The sequence below is a fragment of the Clostridium acetireducens DSM 10703 genome (assembly GCF_001758365.1).
In the GTDB taxonomy this organism is placed as follows: Bacteria; Bacillota; Clostridia; order Clostridiales; family Clostridiaceae; genus Clostridium_C; species Clostridium_C acetireducens.
On the sequence record NZ_LZFO01000029.1, the window covers coordinates 1 to 16968 of the forward strand.

Genomic DNA, 16968 nt, shown 5'->3' on the forward strand with positions numbered 1-16968 from the left:
AAGTTATCCACAGGTGCAATAGCACCTTAGCTTTGCTATTATCTTTTTCTGAACAAAATAGTTAATTATTAACAAAAAGTAATGATTTTTAAATATAATTGAGGAAGTTTAATTGTGCAATTTCCTCAATTAAATATTAATAGTATAATTATAAAGGAAATGAAAAGAGGTGATTCAATTGAAGAAAAGAAGAGCTAAATCAAGAAAAAAATCAATTAAATTTGTAATTATTTGTATGTTTATAATTTTGGCTGGTGTAATATCTGCTTATGTAACTTATCATTACAATAAAACAAAGTACTGGAATGATTTAATATATCCAGGTGTTATAATACAGGATGTTAAAGTAGGAGGGAAAACAAAAGAAGAGGCAAAAAAGGCAGTAAATGAAAGAATAAAAAATATAAATTCAAAAAGAAAAATTTATGTTATTATTAATGATAATAAATATGAATTAGATTATTTAAAAATTAATCCTAATTATAATATTGATGAAGTAGTGAATGATGCATTTAAATATGGAAAAAATTTAAACTTATTTAAAAGATATAATCTAATAAAAAATCCAGAAAATAAAACGTATAAATTAAAGTTTAATTATAATGAAAATAATGTAAAAGACTTTATTAAAAAAATACAATATGAAGTAAATAAAAATCCTATAAATGCTAAATTGATTAAAAATGGAGGAAATTTTTCTATTATAAATGGACAAAAAGGAATTAAATTAGAAAATGAAAAGTTAGATAAGGATTTAAAACAAGCTATTCTTAATAATGAAAATTCTGATGTAAAGGTTAATGGTGCAACTAAAGAAGTATTACCTAATATAACATCAGATAAACTGTATACTGTTAATTATCAAATAGCTTCATTTTCAACACATTTTGCTTCTATATCTTCTCCACAAAGGTCAAACAACATATCTATAGCTACTAAATCAATAAATGGAACGGTAATAATGCCTGGAGATATTTTTAGTTTTAATGATATAGTTGGACAAAGAACAGCAGCTAGAGGATATCAAGCAGCACCAGTTATAATAGGAGATCATGTAGAGGCAGGTCTTGGTGGAGGAATATGCCAAGTATCTTCTACTTTATACAATACAGCAGTTAGAGCAGGTATGCAGACAGTTGAAAGAACACATCATTCATTGCCAGTAAATTATGTTCCAAAGGGAATGGATGCTACTGTAGATTATGGTAATATAGATTACAAATTTAAAAATACACGTCAGTATCCTATATATATAGAAGGATATACTAGTGCAGGTTCTGTTGTATTTAATATTTATTGTCACAGATAATATTAATAATACTAGATAAAATAAAAGTATGTAATTTTTAAATTACATACTTTTATTTTATCTAGTATTTGTTTATTATGTAAGTATATGTTATATAATATCCTGATCCGAACCAGGTATGATAAAAATTTTTATGTAAAATTGTTTAAATTTTTAAAAGAAGAATATGAAATAGAATCTCCTAGTCTTAACTAGGTATGTAACCACACAAAAATAATTTTAACATTTAAAGTACAATAAATCAATATATTTTACAAAGTTTTTTATAAATTTTATAGTTCTAAAGAATTTTTAATTTTTAAATTTAGCAATTTCATAAAGTTATTATTTAAAGTAGCTATATGCCGACCAAGTCTAGCTTTTGAAATAACCTTTATTTGTTCTGTTAAAACTGTACCTGTAATTTTATTTTTCTCACCATCTTCTAGTTTATAATCTGTTTCACGAAGTTCTATATGTACTGCTATTTTTTTGCTTCTATTAGATATAGGAACTATTATTGTGGTAGGAGATTTTTCGTTTCCAGTATCATTTTGAATTATAATTACAGGTCGTATTTTATTTTCTTCAGAACCTATATTTTGACCTAATTCACAAGTCCAGATTTCACCTCTTTTAGGTATAATGTGAATTCTTTCAGGAACTTTGTCTTCAATTTTCATTTGTGTGTTTATCCAAGTAGAATAATTATATAAATGATTTAAAGAAAAAGCTTGTTTTTTTAAGTCATTTATAGAAGTAATTTGTTCTAATTTTTTATTAATTAATATTTCATAAGTTTCTAAAGTTTTTTTAATTTTTGATTTGGTTGTTTCTATATATTCACTTAATTCTTTATTCTTCATTTTTTTTATTTGAAAAGTTTTTTTCATAGTTTCACCTTCATTCGTAAGTTGTGTCTAGTATACTTTAACACTAATATTATAATACTAAAAATTTATTATTATGTAAAATATATTTCTATTAATCCAAGGATTTGGCACTTTAATTTTTTATATTATTACTTATATAATATATGTTACCTTATAGTATAAATAATATTAATTTTTTGAAAAAAATAAGAAGGAAAATTGTATATAATATAGAAATAGTTATTATTAACAATATTATTATTTATAATATTTAAAAATCAAGTAAAGACAAAATAATAAAGGAGAATAAAATATGAGCGAAAATGAAATATTAGAATGCGTTTCAAAAGCAATACCTTATTTTAAAAAAATAATAAGCGATGATGTTGCTATAGGCATTACAGATACAGAAAAATATATAGCGTGCATACAACCGGATACTTTTTCATTAGATTTATTAGAAGTAGGTAAAAAAATAGAAAATATTAATTTTTTAAAAAAGTGTTTAGAAACAGGAAGAGATATTAAAGAAGATGTACCAAAAGAGGTATATGGAAGAAGTATAAAAACTATGGCTACTCCTATAAAAGATGAAAAAGGAAGAGTAATAGGCACTATAAGTACTGGAATTGATATGCAAAGCAATAATGAATTATTTTATAGTATAAAAAATTTAGCAGATTTAACAAATCAAGCTGCACAAAGTGTAGAACAAGTAGCACAAGGAGCCTCTTCTTTAGCAGAATCAGGACAGAAATCTGTGGCATTAGTTCAAAATACAATAGAGAGAACAAAACAAACCAATGATGCTTTAAAAATTATAGAAAATATTGCATCTCAGATAAATTTGCTAGGACTTAACGCGGCTATTGAAGCTTCAAGAGCAGGGGAACATGGAAGAGGATTTTCAGTAGTTGCAAGCGAAGTAAGAAAACTTGCTAATCAAAGTCAAGATTCAGTTAAAACTATACAAAAAGTTTTAAAACAAATGAATGATGCAGTAATTGAAATAAGTAAAGCTGTTGAAAATGCAGGAGCAATAAGTGAAGAGCAAGCAGCTGCTACAGAAGAAATATCATCAACATTAGAAGATATAAATAATAGTGCAAAAAATATAAATCAATTTATTGATAAATTAAAATAAAGCAGCAAGTTTTGTTGCTTTATTTTATTATAGAAGTGTTACATCAATTTAATTTAGTTATTATAGCTACAAGATAAAATATAGTTATAAAAGCAAATAACTCTTTATATAGATTTAATTTTATTTTTAATTAATCTATGAAAGGAATGAATAATATGTATAAAGCTATATCTAATCCTTATCCTTCTACAAGGAACCCTGTGTATGCTAAAAATGGAATGGTGTGCTCTACTAGTGCTTTAGCTTCTCAAAGTGGTATTGATATAATGAAAAAAGGAGGAAATGCTATAGACGCAGCTATTGCAGCAGCAGCTTGTTTAACAGTAGTAGAACCTACATCTAATGGTATAGGAGGAGATGCTTTTGCAATTGTGCATTATAAAAATAAATTATATGGCTTAAATTCAAGTGGACCAGCACCGGAGGGTATTTCAGGAGATATGTTAATAAAAAAAGGTTATAAAAAAATTCCTAAAAGAGGATTTTTACCTGTAACAGTACCAGGAATTCCTGCAGCATGGTCTAGCTTATCTAAGAAATTTGGTAAATTACCATTAATAGATGTATTACAACCAGCCATAGAATATGCTGAAAAAGGATATCCAGTTTCCCAAACAGTAGCAATTAATTGGAATAAAGTATATAATGTATTTGTTAATCAATATAAAGATGAAGAATATAGTCATTGGTTTAAAACATTTACTATAAATGGTAGGTCGCCTAATATAGGCGAAATTTGGTCTTGTAAGTCTATGGCAGAAACACTAATTTCTATAGGCAAAACTTATGGAGAGGATTTTTATAAAGGTGATTTGGCAGATAAATTACATAAATTTTCTATAAAGTATAAAGGATATATTAGAAAATCAGATTTAGAAAAATATAAACCAGAATGGATAAAACCTGTTAGTATAAATTATAAAGGATATGATATTTGGGAAATGCCTCCTAATGGACAAGGATTAATAGCTCTTATGGCTTTGAATATTTTAAATGATTTTCAATTTAATTCAAAAGAATCTATTGATACATATCATAAGCAAATTGAGGCTATAAAAATTGCTTTTGAAGATGGATTAAAATATATAACGGATCCTAAATACATGAATATTAGTATTGAACAGTTGCTTTCTAAATCTTATGCTGAAAGTAAAAAGAAACTTATAACTAATAAAGCATATATTCCTAGAAAGATTATCCCCTCTGAAGGAGGAACAGTATATTTAGCTACAGCAGATAAAGAAGGAAATATGGTGTCGTATATACAAAGTAATTATGCAGATTTTGGTTCAGGACTAGTAGTGCCTGAAACAGGTATATGCTTACAAAATAGAGGAAATAATTTTTCTCTTAACAGTAAACATTGTAATTATTTGCAACCAGGTAAAAAAACTTACCATACTATAATTCCAGGATTTTTAACTAAAAATAAAAAAGCTATAGGTCCTTTTGGAGTAATGGGAGCTTTCATGCAACCTCAAGGTCATGTCCAAGTAATTATGAATTCTATAGATTTTGGATTAAATCCTCAAGCAGCTTTAGATGCACCAAGATTTAATTGGGAAGTAGATGCTAAAGTTAATATAGAAAATAATTTTCCTATACATATAGCAAAGATTTTAAATTTAATGGGACACAAAATAAATATTACATTGGAGCCTGATATTTATGGCAGAGGACAAATTATATGGAGAGATAATAATGGTGTATTATGCGGTGGAACTGAAAGTAGAGCGGATGGAAATATTGCAGTATGGTAATTGGGGAGAGTGATTTTTGTGTATATTTTTAATAAAAAAGTTTTAAAAAAGATGTCAATATTTATTCCTATTATTTTAGTTTTATGTAATTTATTTATGCCTAAAAAGTGCTTGGCCGAAACTATAAATAATCCAAATAAAATTTGGAATATAATTTTTAATAAGCCAGTTATGTTTAGAAATATTGATAATAATATAGTAGTTTTAGATAGTGAAGATAATTTAGTACCTGTGAAAGTAGAAATGGGATATAATGAAAAAGTATTACAAGTGAAGCCTCCTGAAGGTGGATATAAACCAGGAGAAACATATTTATTAAAAGTTAAAAAAGATTTAATGGCTGAAAGGGGATTAAATTTAATAACAGATTATGTAAAAGAATTTACTATAAAAGAACAAATGACTTATGATAAATATAGAATTCATTTAAAAAATAACTTTGGACATTATATTGCCAATGAAATAAAAGTTAATATAGATAATTATTATGTATCAGAAAATAAAGATGGAAGTATATGTATTATAATTGATATAAATAATCCTGAAAATTACTTGAAGTTTTTAAAGTCTATAGAAGATAAAGAAAGTATTAATAAGTTTTTGAAAAAAATATATAATGATGCAATATCAGAGTATCCAAATAAAGTTATTTCAGGAGGATTGTACACTCATATTATGTTTGATTTTTGTCCTGAGGGTTATTATGAATATGATAAAATGGAATTTGAAGATGATTTAAAAATATGGAAAACTATAAAATTATATTCTACTTTTGGAATAGATAGTAATGAAAATTGCACTGTTATATGGGAAGATTAGATTATTAAGTGCTTTTGCTTATGTATAATTATAGTATAAAATACGTGAAAATATAAATTTTATGTTAAAATAATCATTAGTGCAAATATTTAAAAAATGAATGGAGGAAATTATGATGAAAGTTGCAAAGCAAGTATCGCTAAAACCATTGCAGTCTAAAATAAAACAAAATTATGGTATTGATATAAATGAAAAAAATTGTAGTAACATTATATCTATGGAATTTGCAAAAAATAAGTCTTCAAAAGAATACTTAGATAACTATATAAATACATATGTAAAAGGTAATGAATTGGAATGGGCGTGTTACATGTACCTATTTTCTAAAGCGGTAGAAAAAAGAAGTGTAGAAAAAACAGAAAAATATTATAAAAAATTAAAAAAGTATGAAGATAATTATTATACAGAAAGTATTATGGGAGATATTTTATTAAGATATTATGGAGATTTATTTAAAGCTAAGGATAAATTTTTAAATGCTTTGAAATTAAAAAAAGAAGATTTAAGTTGTTGTTATAATTTAGGAGTTTTATATTATTTATTAGGAATGTTTGATAAGTCTGAATATTATTACCAATTAGTTGTAGATAATAATAAAGAAACTTATAATGAAAATTTTAATTTAAAAGGTAAAGCACTATATAATATTGCTGTTTATAACATAAATATATCTAAAAATTTAGAAAAAGCTAAAGAGTATTTAGAAAAATCTATAGTTGAAATACCTGATTACGTGGAAGCAAAAAATTTATTAGAAAAGTTGAAAGGAGCTATTTAATATGTCAAAAGTAAAAAATGCAGGAGATATATGGGTGCCTACTAAAGAAGTAGCGTCAAAAATTCTTTCAATACAAATAGAAAATTCAATAAATGAAGTACAAGTTAATTTGAATAATAAAAGTTTTTATGAACATGCTCTAATAAATAAAAGTGCAGAATGTGTTGTTAAGATAGCTCCAGAACTTAAAGGAACCATAATATTAGATGATTATATTAGAAAATTACCTTTAGATAAGACAGAATTTATATATAATAGTGTTTATTCAAAAACTGGAGGAGTTCTTAATTTATTTAATCCAGAAATAAAAGAAGATATGGATGAGATTTTAAAAAACTTAATTAAAGATAAATGTGATAAAAATAAAGCTATAGAACAGTGGAAAAAAGTAAAATCTGAATTTTGGAGTGGGCTTACTCCTGAACTTGTATGGGCTGGCGGAGGAAAAGTGGAAAATTTGCTTTTAGTTGATTTTAACAAACAATTAACTTTAATTATGGAGAATAGGCAATTTTACACAAAAGGATCTGCCATTATAGCTGCTATAGAAGTATTAAGAGCATGGCAAGTAACTCCAAGAGAAGAATTTGATAATAAAACTCCTATGGAAATTATAATAGAAGAAAGAAAAGAAATTTATAATAAAAAAATAGAGTTAATAAAAAGCATGAATATAGAAAGTGATTTTTAAAGTTATTTTATAAAAGGCAGAAGGATTAAATAATCTTTTTGTCTTTTATATATAAAATATAAGTATAAAGCTACATAAGTGTAGCAAAATATTTATTAGATAATTTATTTTAAAGGTGGGAATAAATATGAATGACAGAGTTATATATGATGGATGGTTAAAGTTACATAAGAGAAAAGTAAATAATAGAGAATATGAAATAATAAAAAATTATGATGCAGTTTCTGCTATTATATTAAATGAATTTGGAGATATATTAATAGTTAAACAATTTAGACCAGCAGTTATGGAAGAAACTTTAGAAATACCAGCAGGATGTATTGATATTGAAGGAGAAAGTTCAGAAGATTGCTTAGTAAGGGAAATAGAAGAAGAAACAGGATTAAAAATAAAAAAAGAAGAATTGAAAAAAGTGATATCATATAAACCTATAATGGGATTTAGTGCAAGTACTATGCATATTTTTAAAGCTCATATAAATAAGGAAGAATTGAAGACAAATAAAGTTAACGATGATGATGTAAGCGAGGTAAAATGGATGCCTTTTGAAGAATTTCAACATAAAATAAAAAATGGAGTAATATATGATGATAAAACTGTAATGTCATATTTTTATTTATGCTCTTTAAAAGATAAATAATTAATAAATGTGCATTATTTGTATATTATCAATAATGCACATTCATTAATTATTTATTAATTTGCTATTTTGAAAGAATTTCTTTAATAGATTCTATAATATATAAAATGTGTTTTTTACTAATCCAATAGTGAGTTACAAATCTTATAAAGCCATCTTCTTCAGCATTAATTTTAATTCCTTTTTTATAAAGTTCTTCTACAAATTTTAATTTATCATATCCTGTTTCATCTATATTAAAAAACACCATATTAATATGAATATCTTCTAAATTGACTTTTATTCCAGGAATTTTTGACAATTCTTTACCTAATAATTTTGCATTTTCATTATCTTCTTTTACTCTTTTAGTCATATCTTTTAAAGCTATAATGCCGGCAGCGGCTAATATGCCACATTGTCTTAAACCTCCACCCATAAGCTTTCTTTTTTTTCTAGCTTTATTTATAAAATCTTTATTGCCAACTAGCAAAGAACCTATAGGTGCACATAATCCTTTAGATACACAAAACATTACTGAATCACAATATTTAGTTATTTCTTTAGATTCTACATTAAGATAAGCAGCGGCATTAAAAAGTCTTGCACCATCTAAGTGAACAGGTATATTATGTTCTTTTGCTATATTATATATTTTGGACATATTTTCTAAAGATAATACTCTACCATTTGAATGAGCATTTTCCATACAGATAAGACCAGTTTCAGGGAAATGTATATTTTCTTCTCTAATTTTTAATTCAATTTCTTTTGAATCCATTTCTCCTTTATGGCTTTTTATAGTTCTTAATTGGACTCCAGCTATTACAGAAGAAGCACCTACTTCATGCATTAATATATGACAATCTTCTCCAAGCAAAACCTCATTACCTCTATTACAATGAGTAAATAGTGCAAGTTGATTACCAAAAGTGCCACTAGGAACAAATAATGCAGCTTCTTTGTCACAAATTTTTGCTGCATATTCTTCAAGAGCTTTCATGGTAGGGTCATCACCATATACATCATCGCCAACTTCAGCTTTAAACATAGCTTCTCTCATTTTATCTGTGGGATTAGTAACAGTATCACTTCTTAAATCTATAAAATTCATATATATACCTCCCAGTATAGTAATATAAATTAATTTATATTACATATTTTATTTTAATATAGAAAGAATAATAGTTATGTTAATAATGTAAATGCTAATTTAATATTTAAATATTAAATTAGCATTTATTATTTTTATTTTCTTATTTGACCAGTTCCATAGGCTATATTTTTAATAGTAGTTAATTGAGTTAATCCCATAGGACCTCTTGCATGAAGCTTTTGAGTACTAATTCCTATTTCAGCTCCAAATCCATATTCAAATCCATCAGTAAAACGTGTAGATGCATTAATATAAACAGCAGCAGCATCTACTTCTTTTAAAAATCTTTGAGAAGTTAAATAGTTGTTTGTAATTATAGATTCTGAATGTTTTGTTCCATATTTATATATATGATCTAAAGCTTCATCTAAAGAATCTACAATTTTTACAGCTAATATTAAATCTAAAAATTCTATCTTCCAATCTTCTTTTGATGCACTTTTTATATTTTCAGTTATACTTTCTTTATTTAGTATATCTATACCTTTATTGCAAACTCTTAATTCTACTCCAAGGGAAGTTAAACTCTTAGCTACAGCAGGTAAAAATTTTTCAGCTACATCTTTATGTATAAGTAAAGATTCCATAGCATTACAAACGGCAGGTCTTTGAGTTTTAGCATTTATAGCTATAGCTTCTGCCATAGATAAATCAGCATCTTTATCTACATATATGTGGCAATTACCTACACCAGTTTGTATTACAGGAATAGAAGCATTATTTACCACATTTTGTATTAGTCCTGCTCCACCTCTTGGAATAAGTACATCTATAAATTTATTTAATTTAAGCATTATATTTACTGCTTCTCTATCAGTTATTTCTATAAGTTGAATTGAACCTTGTGGAAGACCTGCTTTTTCAGCAGCCTCTGAGATTATAGATGCTATAGTTTTATTTGAATTTATTGCTTCTGAACCACCTCTTAATATTACTGCATTGCCAGATTTTATACACAAAGCAGCAGCATCCACAGTAACATTAGGTCTTGCTTCATATATAATTCCAATAACACCTAGTGGAACTCTCATTTGACCTATTTGAAGGTCATTAGGTCTTTTCCACATTTTAATAACTTCTCCAATAGGGTCTGGAAGAGAAGCTACTTGTTTTAAACCTTCTGCCATGTCTATTATTCTTTGTTCTGTTAATAAAAGTCTGTCTAGCAATGCTTGAGATAATCCTTTATTTTTGCCGTTTTCTATATCTAAGCTATTAGATTTTATTATTACATCTTTTTTTTCTAAAAGAGCATCAGCCATTGCTAAAAGAGCAGAATTTTTTAAATCTGTGCTAATACTAGATAAAGCTCTTGCAGCATCTTTAGATAATTTAGCTTTTTCCACGATGTAATTTTTCATGTTATTATTATCCATAATTATTCCTCCTTTATTTCATTAATACTAAATTGTTTTTATGAATAACTTCATCATAATCATTGTGATTTATTTTTGATTCAAATTCACAAGATTTAAGTCCTTTAATAAGATTTAATTCTTTAGAATTATAGTTTACTAGCCCTCGTGCTAATTCTTTATTATTTTCATCTTTAATAGAAACAGATTCACCTTTGTCAAAAGTACCTTCTATAGATAAAATTCCTGAAGCTAATAAACTTTTTTGACAGCTACATAAAGCTTCACAGGCTCCTTTATCCACAATTAAATTTCCTTTTATATTGCTATTAAAGGCTATCCAACGTTTTTTTGCAGCTAAAGGTGCATTTTTGCTTTTAAACCAAGTACCTACATTTTCACCATCTAAAACAGATTGTAATATATTATTACGTGAACCATTAACAATAACCATATCAGTTCCAGAAGATGTAGCTATTTTACCAGCTTTTATTTTAGTAGCCATTCCTCCTGTACCTAAATTTGAACCTGCTCCTCCAGCCATTTTTTCAATTTCAGGTGTTATTTTTTCTATTAAATCAAATAATTTAGCAGATTTATTTGTATGAGGATCGCAGTCGTAAAGTCCGTCAATATCTGATAATATAATAAGTAAATCTGCTTCTACAAGACTGGATACTAAAGATGATAAAGTATCATTGTCTCCAAATTTTATTTCATCTACAACTATAGCATCATTTTCATTAATTATTGGTATAATGTCTTTGTCTAATAAAGTAAATAAAGCATTTCTAGCATTTAAAAATCTAGTTCTATCCATCATGTCTTCTCTTGTTAGAAGTATTTGAGCTATAGTTTTGCTATACTCAGAAAAAACTTTTTCATACATGTGTAGCAATATGCCTTGACCAATAGCTGCAGCTGCTTGCTTTTCTGGTATAGTTTTAGGTTTTGAATTTAGACCTAATTTTCCTATACCTGCTCCAATAGCACCAGAAGAAACAAGTATTATTTCTATACCTCTATTATGAAGATCAGATAACTGTCTTACTAATAATTCTATTCTATTTAAATTTAGTAATCCGTTGCTATAAGTCAATGTAGAAGTGCCAATTTTAACTACAACTCTTTTTATATTTTTAATATAATTTTTTCTTATAAATTTATTTTCCATATCTAATCTCCTTACTTATTTTAGAACTACATACTTTATATAATAGCATAATTTAATAATAAAATTAAATATAAAAACACTATATTTAGACATATAAAGTATTGTTTTAATAAATAAATTTTTATTTATAACAAAGTTTTCTTTTATATTTATATAAATTAGTTTAAAATATATAAAAGAAATAATATATGTATTATAAAAAATATATAGTAAAGGAGAAATGATGTATGGACACAGTTATATTAGTAGATGCTAGCTGCGATTTGCCTTTAGATTTTATACAAGAGAATAATGTACCATATATAGGCTTAATGTGTCATTTAAAAGGAAGAGATTATGAAGATGATTTTGGAAAAACTATATCGCATAAAGAATTTTATAATGAATTACAAGAGGGAGAAATGCCAACTACTTCTCAAATAAATGTATATAGGTTCATGGAAAAGTTTGAAAGTATAATAAAAGATAATAAATCTATAATATATTTAGCTATGTCATCAGGTTTAAGTGGAACGTATAATAGTGCATTAATGGCTAAAAAAGCTCTTGAGGAAAAATACGATAATGTAAATATTGATATAATAGATACAGCTAGTGCTTCTATAGGTGAAGGTATTATAGTATATCATTGTTGTGAAATGCTTAAAAATGGAGCAATGAGAGAAGATATTATAAATTGGGCAGAAAGTAATAAATTAAAAATCAATCATTGGTTTTTAGTAGAAGATCTTAAGCATTTAAAGAATGGAGGAAGGTTGTCTACTTCAAAGGCTACTATAGGAACTTTGTTAAATATTAAGCCTATAATTTATGTGAATAAAGAAGGTAAATTAGAAAATGTAACAAATGTTAGGGGTAGAAAAAAGGCTATTAAATATTTATTAGATAAATTTAAAGAAAGATGTTTGAATCCATCTGATGTGGTTGTTGGTATATCTCATTCTGATTGTGCAGAAGATGCAGAAGATTTAAAAGCAACTTTAGTTAAAGATTACAATGTAAAAGAAGTTATAGTTAGCCAATTAGGATTAGTAATGGGTTCTCATTGTGGAAGAGGCATGTTAGCTTTATGCTTTTTAGGTGAGGAAAGATAATATAGAATTATTGATTTTCTAAAATTTAATAGCAGGGTTTATATTTTAAAATTATTTATGATGGTAGTCTTAATATACAAAGAAATAATTAATTTAGTAATTGAATTTAAAAAGAGTTTTAAAACAGATAATTTTTTATGCAATTATAATAGTGGCTACAGGAGTATTTGTTCATTTTTAATGTAATAAATAAAAAAATGAACGATATATAAAAACACCGCATTATTCAAGTTTGAATTTTGGGGTGTTTTTAATTTGTTTTTCAAGAAGCTATATTTAATTATCTGTAAATGGGTAGATGAATAATACAAAATGTAGTTGCAGTAGATGTAAATTAAGCAAAAGAATCGTATAAGAAAAGAAATTAAAAAAACGGATGTAGTTGTAGAAGAAGAATCAAGAGCTATAACTTATTAAAAAAAGAGTACAAACATCTTTTACAAGTACAAGCTATGCAGAAAGATTATTAATAGCTGAAATAAATAAATTAGAAAAAGAGAGAAATTAGTAAGTGGGATTGGTTAATGGTCAGATATAATAAAGTAATATGGGTATATACTACATATTAAATAAGTGTATATAGTATGATATAATTAAAAAATAAAGTTTATGATTAATTAAGGAAGTGATATATTGAGAACAGCATCATTCGCTAAAACTAGTAAAGGTAAAAAATATGCTGAATATATAGAATCGATTATAGAAGAAAATTTAGACACAAGTATTATTAATGCATATTATTTATTATTGAATGAATATTATATAGATACCTTCGCTAATATTTCTGATAGGGTTAAAGGGGATATAATACGTACTAATGGGGTTTTAAAAGTATTTAATAAATACATATTAAATAAGAAAGAAATTTTAATAGAAGGAAATAAAACTTTTGTATCAACTGGTGATGATATAAAAAAAATAATTAAAAAACATTTTATAATAAAAGACAAATTAGAAAACAAAGACTTTTTAATAGAAGAAGCAGTATATTCCAGTATATATAAACAATTTAGAGAGGGCTATTTAAATAAAAAAATACATGAAATAAAAGCAAATGCAAAGAAATTAGTAGAATTAAGGAAAGAAGAATATATTGATCAATTATATGACAGTTACAAGGAAGAATATATAAAAAAAGTGATTTTGAGTAGACAAATTTATAAAAGAGAAGTTAATTATAATGAATACTTAAGGATACCTTATATGAAAGAAAATGCAGTAAATCGTATTGCATTTGAACTATGTATAAAAGACTTATCGTGTAGATTTGGCTATACATATACATGTGGAGCAACTAAAATAAGAAATAATAATCATGTGCTAGAGAAATTACAAGAGTTGCATAAAGGGAATTTAAAAGAAATAATTGAAGAATTACAAAAAAACAGAAAATGGACAGATGCTAAAATAGCTAACAAGCTACTAATCCCCAGTAGTTCTCTTAAATATATTAGAAAATGTTTACAAATAAAAAAAATAAGGAATTATAGGAGTCAAGAAGGGGACTTATTAAATAGCAAAGATGAAGTGATTATAGATAGTTTCTATCATAAGCATAACATAACACATAATAGAAAATTGAAAATTAAATATATAGATAACAAAGGAAAAAGTAGATATATTAAACCTGATTGGGAATTATATGATGGGACTATAGTTGAGTATTTTGGTTATTATGGAGAAAATTATAAGCTTAGAAATAAAAAAAAGTTAGATTTATATAACAAAAGAAGATATAGATATATAGTATTAATGCCAAGAGATTTAAATAGATTAGAAAAAATATTTAGTAAATATATAATCGAATAAATCTATAGTTATTGAATTTATTTATGAAATAACACTTAAAAGATAAAAAGTTGGAACAAATGTAGAAATAATAGTGTCAGTGGTAAAATAAAATTGGTTCTTCATCAATTTTGTTGAAAAAATATTTTCACATTTGAAGTAATCATTTAAAAGGATTTATTACAATTTTATCCATTGATGTTATATAATACTTATATATAAAACACATATATTTATATCATCAAGACTTTAATTTTTTTTTGATAGATTATAAAAAATATATTGACAAACAAGCTTTAAATATATATGATAAATACATAAGTTCAGTAAAATAAAAACTGAAATTAATAAAAGAAAGGGTTGAGAAATATGAAAGGGTTTTATGGAAATATTTTCATTACTCACCATGCTAAGCAAAGATTTATAGAAAGAAGATTAAATGTAATTAAAAGTAGTAAATATGTGAATGTTTATAAAAAGATGATAGGCATTAAATTTCTATACAGTAGATAAGATTAGCTAAATATTTATTCAAGTATTTACATTCAGTAAAACTTTTACTAAAATTAAGGTGTAGAAAGGTGGAGTTAAGTTGAAAAGTTTAACATTAGCACATGATATTTTTAGAGGGGAATATGTACTAGATAATTGGAGTAAGAGAAAGTTAATAGCTTCAATTAGTGCAACTAAAGTGATTTTAGAAAATAAAGAAAGATTAAATGTTGATATAAATGATGATTGGACATATGCATCTTTAAACAAGGAAAATTTAATATCTGTATTAAAAGAAATAGAATTATTAACAAAACTATCATGCTTCAATAATAGTGATGGAATAGAAGTTTTAAAAACAATGAAAGATTCTGATTTTGATAAGTTTATAAATATTATAAATTCATCAGTAAATTCAAATGATATTATAAGTTATTGTAAAGAGCTTAGAGTTACTGCAAATGTTGATGGGAAAATGTATGATTATACTACTAAATATGGAGTATTAGATGTACCTGTAAGTATAATAAATCCAACAATTGATAATACAATAATTGATTCTTTCAATGGAGAGTCAGGTACAGAAATTACTATTAAAGAGTTTTTAAATTTAAGTGATGAGTATGGATATAAATTAAAGTACTATGGACAAGAAGTTAATAGTGAAAGTCATGCAATTGGAGAATTAATAAACTTTTTAATTACAGGTAATAAAAATAGAATTGTATTAGGAGATAGTTTAATCAATCCGGCATTTACAAATGATAATAATCTTATTAAGTACGATATTGCTATATCAAATCCTTCTTTTATGATGAAGATTGACAAGAATACTCTTTCTAAAGATATTTACGGTAGATTTAAGTATGGGCTTACAAATAACTCAGATTGGGTAGTAGTTAGTCATATTTTAAGTACTATTAAAGATACAGGTAAGGCTGCTGTGTTATTACCAATTGGAGCACTATTTAGAGGTGGTGCAGAAGAAAGAATAAGAAAAAGTATTATTAATGAAGATTTAATTGAAGCAGTAATTAGAATTCCTGGATCTGTACTATCTTATACTAATATTGTTACTTGTTGGGTTATATTTAATAAAGACAAAGAAGAAGATAGAAAAGGAAAAATCCAATTTATTGATCTTACAGATTATGTGGAAAGCATAGATAGAAGAAATAATACTATTTCAAAAGAGGGAGTAAATGATGCAGTTAAAGCATATAAAAAAATGCAAGAAAATAGTATTAGCTTTTTCTTAGGTATGAAGAAAATTGAAGAAAAACAATATGATTTAAATGCCTTTGATTATATAAAAAGTGAAAAGCTCATTGAAAGTGTTAGTCATATTAATATGACTGAGTTATGTAGAGTGGCTCAAATAAGAAGGGGAGTACAAGTTAATAAAGGAAAACTAGATGCATTAAATACAGGAAGTGAAAGAACACACTATTTAATATCTATTGGAAATATAGTAGATGGTAAAATAGTTTTTGAGGAATCTAATAAAATTCGAATTGAGAGAAAATGGGAAGGTGTATATGAAGTAAAAAAAGGGGATTTATTAGTTACTTCAAAAGGCACTCAATTCAAAGTTGCACTAGTTGATAAAGATATGAAAGGAATTGTATCTGCTAACTTATTTATAGTAAGAGCTTATGAGGACAAATATATTCCTGAAGTGTTAAAATACTATTTAGAGAGTGAATTAGGTCAAAGTTTAGTTGAAGGCATTATTAAGGGAACAGCTATTAAATCAATATCACATAAAGATATTGAAAAATTGTCAGTTCCAGATATTGATATAAAAGTACAGGAAAAAGTAGTAAAAAAAATAAGAAAATCTAATGAAGAATACAATAAAAGATTAGAAGAAGCTAAAAGAATTTATAATGAAGAGCAAAAGGATATAAAGAAAGCTTTAAATTTGATAAACTAAAA

General features: G+C 25.5%; 15 protein-coding genes. 11 read left to right on the plus strand and 4 right to left on the minus strand.

Features of this window, described 5'->3' with window-relative positions; translation table 11 throughout:
- The first annotated feature begins 169 nt into the window (after positions 1 to 169).
- A complete protein-coding gene (locus CLOACE_RS08885; RefSeq protein ID WP_070110755.1) occupies positions 170 to 1309 on the plus strand; it encodes a VanW family protein in 1140 nt (379 codons plus the stop codon).
- Positions 1310 to 1581: 272 nt separating this feature from the next.
- Here the strand turns inward: CLOACE_RS08885 and CLOACE_RS08890 are convergent, their stop codons facing one another.
- Positions 1582 to 2181, minus strand: coding sequence for a type II toxin-antitoxin system PemK/MazF family toxin (locus CLOACE_RS08890; RefSeq protein ID WP_070110756.1), 600 nt, complete (start codon positions 2179 to 2181; stop codon positions 1582 to 1584).
- A 292-nt stretch (positions 2182 to 2473) separates the two neighbouring features.
- Here CLOACE_RS08890 and CLOACE_RS12060 point away from each other — a divergent pair, with 292 nt between their 5' ends.
- The 6 genes from CLOACE_RS12060 (at position 2474) to CLOACE_RS08920 (ending at position 7992) form a co-directional block, all read left to right on the plus strand.
- Complete coding sequence (locus CLOACE_RS12060) at positions 2474 to 3304, plus strand: methyl-accepting chemotaxis protein (protein WP_070110757.1); 831 nt, start codon at positions 2474 to 2476, stop codon at positions 3302 to 3304.
- Between the two features lie 155 nt (positions 3305 to 3459).
- Complete coding sequence (ggt, locus tag CLOACE_RS08900) at positions 3460 to 5064, plus strand: gamma-glutamyltransferase (RefSeq protein ID WP_423230265.1); 1605 nt, start codon at positions 3460 to 3462, stop codon at positions 5062 to 5064.
- Positions 5065 to 5082: 18 nt separating this feature from the next.
- Positions 5083 to 5883: a hypothetical protein gene (locus CLOACE_RS08905; RefSeq protein WP_070110758.1), complete on the plus strand. Its 801-nt coding sequence runs from the start codon at positions 5083 to 5085 to the stop codon at positions 5881 to 5883.
- A 112-nt stretch (positions 5884 to 5995) separates the two neighbouring features.
- Positions 5996 to 6661, plus strand: coding sequence for a tetratricopeptide repeat protein (locus CLOACE_RS08910; RefSeq protein ID WP_139141322.1), 666 nt, complete (start codon positions 5996 to 5998; stop codon positions 6659 to 6661).
- Between the two features lies 1 nt (position 6662).
- Complete coding sequence (locus tag CLOACE_RS08915; RefSeq protein WP_070110760.1) at positions 6663 to 7352, plus strand: hypothetical protein; 690 nt, start codon at positions 6663 to 6665, stop codon at positions 7350 to 7352.
- A 127-nt stretch (positions 7353 to 7479) separates the two neighbouring features.
- On the plus strand, positions 7480 to 7992 hold the full coding sequence (locus CLOACE_RS08920) for an NUDIX hydrolase (protein WP_070110761.1): 513 nt from the start codon (positions 7480 to 7482) through the stop codon (positions 7990 to 7992).
- Positions 7993 to 8056: 64 nt separating this feature from the next.
- Here the strand turns inward: CLOACE_RS08920 and ltaE are convergent, their stop codons facing one another.
- From ltaE to proB, 3 genes are all read right to left on the minus strand, one after another.
- A complete protein-coding gene (gene ltaE / locus CLOACE_RS08925; protein WP_070110762.1) occupies positions 8057 to 9085 on the minus strand; it encodes a low-specificity L-threonine aldolase in 1029 nt (342 codons plus the stop codon).
- A gap of 134 nt (positions 9086 to 9219) precedes the next feature.
- Positions 9220 to 10503, minus strand: a complete 1284-nt coding sequence (locus CLOACE_RS08930; protein ID WP_070110763.1) for a glutamate-5-semialdehyde dehydrogenase — start codon at positions 10501 to 10503, stop codon at positions 9220 to 9222.
- Positions 10504 to 10516: 13 nt separating this feature from the next.
- Positions 10517 to 11656, minus strand: coding sequence for a glutamate 5-kinase (gene proB / locus CLOACE_RS08935; RefSeq protein WP_070110764.1), 1140 nt, complete (start codon positions 11654 to 11656; stop codon positions 10517 to 10519).
- A gap of 227 nt (positions 11657 to 11883) precedes the next feature.
- Here proB and CLOACE_RS08940 point away from each other — a divergent pair, with 227 nt between their 5' ends.
- From CLOACE_RS08940 to CLOACE_RS08950, 4 genes are all read left to right on the plus strand, one after another.
- Positions 11884 to 12750: a DegV family protein gene (locus CLOACE_RS08940; protein ID WP_070110765.1), complete on the plus strand. Its 867-nt coding sequence runs from the start codon at positions 11884 to 11886 to the stop codon at positions 12748 to 12750.
- A 633-nt stretch (positions 12751 to 13383) separates the two neighbouring features.
- Complete coding sequence (locus tag CLOACE_RS08945; RefSeq protein WP_070110766.1) at positions 13384 to 14559, plus strand: hypothetical protein; 1176 nt, start codon at positions 13384 to 13386, stop codon at positions 14557 to 14559.
- A gap of 348 nt (positions 14560 to 14907) precedes the next feature.
- Positions 14908 to 15051 (plus strand): hypothetical protein, encoded by a 144-nt coding sequence (locus CLOACE_RS11805; protein ID WP_175429455.1) that lies wholly within the window; start codon positions 14908 to 14910, stop codon positions 15049 to 15051.
- A gap of 79 nt (positions 15052 to 15130) precedes the next feature.
- Positions 15131 to 16966 carry an N-6 DNA methylase gene (locus CLOACE_RS08950; RefSeq protein ID WP_070110767.1) on the plus strand — a complete coding sequence of 612 codons (1836 nt, stop codon included), beginning with the start codon at positions 15131 to 15133 and terminating at the stop codon, positions 16964 to 16966.
- The last annotated feature ends 2 nt before the right edge of the window (positions 16967 to 16968 follow it).